The organism is Halomonas sp. 3D7M (assembly GCF_014897885.1).
Lineage (GTDB): Bacteria > Pseudomonadota > Gammaproteobacteria > Pseudomonadales > Halomonadaceae > Vreelandella.
The window spans coordinates 1-4,314 of record NZ_JABUZF010000135.1; the positions used below are offsets into that span (position 1 = coordinate 1).

General features: G+C 54.0%; 6 protein-coding genes. 4 read left to right on the plus strand and 2 right to left on the minus strand.

The window, feature by feature from the left end:
- Window positions 1-449 (plus strand): 4Fe-4S double cluster binding domain-containing protein (locus INT22_RS06430; RefSeq protein WP_319022047.1); only part of this gene is annotated, 449 nt, incomplete at its 5' end.
- Between the two features lie 18 nt (window positions 450-467).
- Here the strand turns inward: INT22_RS06430 and orn are convergent.
- Window positions 468-1,061 (minus strand): oligoribonuclease, encoded by a 594-nt coding sequence (gene orn, locus INT22_RS06435; RefSeq protein WP_193067905.1) that lies wholly within the window; start codon window positions 1,059-1,061, stop codon window positions 468-470.
- A 146-nt stretch (window positions 1,062-1,207) separates the two neighbouring features.
- On the opposite strand from orn, the gene rsgA reads away from it, so the two are divergent.
- From rsgA to asd, 3 genes are read left to right on the plus strand one after another with little or no spacing between them, the layout of a single operon-like run.
- Window positions 1,208-2,227 (plus strand): small ribosomal subunit biogenesis GTPase RsgA, encoded by a 1,020-nt coding sequence (gene rsgA, locus INT22_RS06440; protein WP_038485630.1) that lies wholly within the window; start codon window positions 1,208-1,210, stop codon window positions 2,225-2,227.
- Between the two features lie 53 nt (window positions 2,228-2,280).
- A complete protein-coding gene (locus INT22_RS06445; RefSeq protein ID WP_193061260.1) occupies window positions 2,281-3,123 on the plus strand; it encodes a sulfurtransferase in 843 nt (280 codons plus the stop codon).
- A gap of 10 nt (window positions 3,124-3,133) precedes the next feature.
- Window positions 3,134-3,967 carry an archaetidylserine decarboxylase gene (gene asd, locus INT22_RS06450; protein ID WP_193061259.1) on the plus strand — a complete coding sequence of 278 codons (834 nt, stop codon included), beginning with the start codon at window positions 3,134-3,136 and terminating at the stop codon, window positions 3,965-3,967.
- 17 nt (window positions 3,968-3,984) lie between these two features.
- Here the strand turns inward: asd and INT22_RS20360 are convergent.
- On the minus strand, window positions 3,985-4,314 hold a 330-nt coding region (locus INT22_RS20360; protein ID WP_319022048.1), incomplete at its 5' end, for an amino acid--tRNA ligase-related protein.

Below are 4,314 nucleotides of genomic sequence, written 5' to 3' on the forward strand. Positions count from 1 at the left end.
TCGACTCGCGCAAATGCATCTCTTATCTGACTATTGAACTGCATGGCGCGATACCCACGGAGTTTCGCCGCGCCATGGGCAATCGTATTTACGGTTGCGACGACTGTCAGTTGGTGTGTCCTTTCACTCGCTTCACCCGCGTTACCCAGGAAGATGACTTTGCGCCGCGCCATGACCTTGACCGCGCCGACCTCCTTAGCCTGTTTGCCTGGGGCGAAGACGAATTTTTGGATAAAACAGCAGGCAGCCCCATTCGGCGTATTGGCTACGAACGCTGGCTGCGCAATCTCGCCATCGGCCTGGGCAATGCCCCCTGGAGTCGCGCAGTAGAGACAGCCTTGTGGGCAAGAAGAGCCTATCCCAGCAGTTTAGTGCGTGAGCACGTGGCTTGGGCGCTTGAGGAGCAGCGCCTCAAGCGCGGTGCGAAAATTGCTACTGACGGCGCTTAGCCACTTCTCTGAACGACCTTACTCCTCTTCGTCTGTTAGCGTTTCGAGGCGTAAGAACGTACTCCGATAGTGAGCCAACTCGGCAATCGACTCCTTGATGTCATCCATCGCCAGATGGACATTTTGCTTTTTAAATCCTGCTAAGGCACCTGGATTCCAACGTTTTGCCAACTCCTTAACGGTCGATACGTCTAAATTACGGTAATGGAAAAACGCCCAAAGACCCGGCATTTCACGCTCAAGGAAACGCCGATCTTGGTGAATGCTATTGCCACACATAGGCGATGAGCCAGAGACCACATAGTGGCGAAGAAAATCGAGCGTTTGCTGCTCGGCCTCAGCGGTAGTCACGGTGCTCGCTTTGACGCGCGCAACTAGCCCACTCTCCCCGTGGGTCTTTTGATTCCAGTCATCCATTTGTGCCAGCTGGCTATCGGGCTGCTTCACCGCAATCACCGGCCCTTCTGCTACGACGTTTAAATCGGCATCGGTAATCAATGTGGCCACTTCAATGATGCACTCTTTGTTTGGATCCAGACCGGTCATTTCCAAGTCTATCCACACTAGCAAATCATCTCGCGGGGTGGCGTTGTCAGCAGTTTGCTCGCTCATTACATTCATTCCTTGGCCAGTACCGCCACTTAATACGGCGATTAGAGTTAAAGTGTGGCTTATATTGCCTTAACCAGCACCCAATGCAGGACAGTAGACTGCCCAGGTGAGTACAATACCACTATTGTACCGAGCATCAGGTGGTCATGAGCAAACGTAAATTAAGTCGCCAGCAACAGTGGCGAGTCGATAAAGTCCAAGCGGAACGTGCCCAACGTGCTGAAAAGCGCGATGTGAAAGACGCTGAAAAACTTGCCGCCGGCGAATATGGTGCCGAACAACCAGGCCGAGTTATGGCTCACTTCGGGCGAACACTAGAAGTGCGCGATGCCGATGGTACACCCGTGCGTTGCCACCTTCGCGCCAACCTAGATGGCTTGGTCACCGGCGACCGGGTGATTTGGCGAGCAGGCCAGGATGGCTCTGGCGTCGTCGTGGCCCGCGAGGAGCGCGACAGCGTGCTAAAGCGCCCAGACCCGCGGGGCCAGCTTAAGCCTGTGGCGGCCAACATCGATCAATTGCTGATCGTCTTTGCGGTAGAGCCCGCTCCTCACCCCAATTTGATTGACCGTTATTTGGTCGCTGCCGAAGCAACAGGTATTGCCCCCGTACTGGTGCTCAACAAAACCGATTTGCTACCAGAAGACGGTGGCAAACTGGGAGAATTGCTTGAGCGCTATCACTCTCTGGGCTACACCGTGGTGCGCACCACCACTGCTAATGAAGCTGGCTTAGATGATCTACGCCAGCAGCTTGAAGGGCGAACCTCTGTGTTTGTCGGTCAGAGTGGCGTGGGCAAATCATCACTGATTGATCTTCTGCTACCCGATGAAACTTTGCGCATTGGCGCTCTGTCAGAAGATTCGCGTAAAGGCACCCATACCACCACCACCGCTCGGCTTTATGCGATGAGTAGTGACGAAGTGACTGACGGCGAGCTCATTGATTCACCGGGTATTCGCGAGTTTGGCTTGATCCATCTTGATGAACAGGAAGTGACCGATGGATTTATTGAGTTTCATCCGTTCATTGGCCATTGCCGCTTCCGAGATTGCCGCCACCGCAACGAGCCAGGCTGCGCTTTACTAGAAGCCGTCGAGGCAGGCAAGATTCATCCAGAACGTTTTGCCAGCTATCGGCGCATTCTCGATAGCTTAAACGCATAATTTTCATTAGCTAGATGCCTGATATATCAATTGCTAAGCATAGGGAGCTGTCAATGAGCACCGCTAGCCATTCATCGGAAACCAACCTACTGCCGCTGATTGTTGAGCCCGAGCAGCTTCAAGAACACCTGGACAATCCACAGCTGCTAATTATCGATGTGCCAGTGAATGGCGATAGCTATCGCCAAGGCCATGTACCGGGTGCTATTTACCTGGATTTTCGCTACCTAATGCGTGGCGAAGGACCGGTGCCTAACGATGTGCCGAGCACTGAATTTCTCTCACGACTGTTCAGCGCGCTTGGCCTAACCCGGGATACTCACGTCGTCGCTTATGATGATGAAGGCGGCGGCTGGGCGGCACGACTGCTATGGACACTGGAACTAATCGGCCACACCCGTTACTCCTATTTGAATGGCGGCATCCATGCCTGGAGAGATTCCGGCTTGGCAGAAAGCACTGAATCCACCGCACCAACACCAAGCGAGTACCGAGCGGAGATCTTAAACCCGCACGCCTTAATCACCTGCGACGAAATCAAACAAAAGCTCGCAGATAAACAGTTCGCCGTTTGGGATGCTCGCTCTAAAGGCGAGTTTGATGGTGAAAAAGGCAACAATAAGTACCTTGGTCATATTCCGGGAGCGGTCAACATGGACTGGCTCAACGCCATGGATCGCAATCGCGCACTTCGCATCCGCGATTACGCTGAGCTAATGACCGAACTAGGTGCACTCGGCCTAACGCCCGATATGGAAATTGCTACTCACTGCCAAAGCCATCACCGCAGCAGCTTCACGTGGTTAGTCGGGAAAGCGCTGGGTTTTAATATACGTGGTTATGCGGGCTCTTGGGGCGAATGGGGCAACCGCGACGACACACCGATTGAGAAGTGAAGATACGACTGTGACTGTTTCCCAAAAAGCGTTTTCCCTAATTCAGTACCCGCTCCCCCACCATGCGCTTTCGCGTTTAACAGGCAAGCTCGCCCAGTGCGATACTCCCGAGGTGAAGAACAGGTTAATTAAGGCGTTTATCAAACGTTTTGATGTGGACATGAGCCAAGCGCTGGAGCCAGACCCCACCGCTTATGCAACGTTTAATGACTTTTTCACCCGCGCTTTGAAAGCCGATGCCCGCCCCTTGGGAGCAGGTCTGCTAAGCCCTGCTGATGGCACCCTGTCACAGTTCGGGCGTTTACAGGCAGGTCAGTTAGTACAGGCGAAAGGCCACACGTTTTCTGCCCAAACCCTGCTAGGGGGCGACAGCGCGCTAGCCGAAGAGTTTATGGGCGGCAGTTTTGCGACTGTTTACCTCTCTCCTCGAGATTACCACCGGGTACATATGCCGGTTACAGGCACCCTGCGCGAGATGATTTATGTGCCAGGGCGGCTCTTCTCGGTCAACCAAGCAACCGCTAACTACGTGCCAGGGCTGTTTGCGCGTAACGAGCGACTGGTGTGTATTTTCGATACCGAGCACGGCCCAATGGCCATGGTATTGGTAGGTGCAATGATCGTCGCGGCTATCGAGACTGTCTGGGCAGGCCAAGTGACGCCGCTTTCAGGACACCCTCAGCGCATGCGTTTCGGGCAACCAATCACGCTTGAAAAAGGCGCTGAAATGGGCCGCTTCAAACTGGGCTCAACGGTGGTGATGTGCTTTGCCAAGCCGGTGACTTTTGAAGACAACCCGCTAGGCGCCAAGGTACAAATGGGCCAAACACTGGGCGAGCCTTAAAACGCGAGACATTAGTGCTAACAGTTAGCTGTTGAAAATGTAAGCACGTCTTCCAGGCGTGCTTTACCCAGCGCCAGCTGAATAAGCCGATCCATGCCCAATGCCACCCCCGCGCTTGCAGGCATTCCATGATCTAGCGCTGCGAGCAACTGCTCATCAATATCCACTTCAGATAAACCTAAACGGCGGCGCTCGGCATTATCCTCACTGAAACGCAGCCGCTGCTCCTCAGCATCAACCAGCTCATCATAGCCATTTGCCAGCTCGACACCGTTGATATAAAGCTCAAAGCGAGAGGCTACCCACTCACCATCTGCGTCTTGATGGCGGCGCGCCAAGGCCGCTTG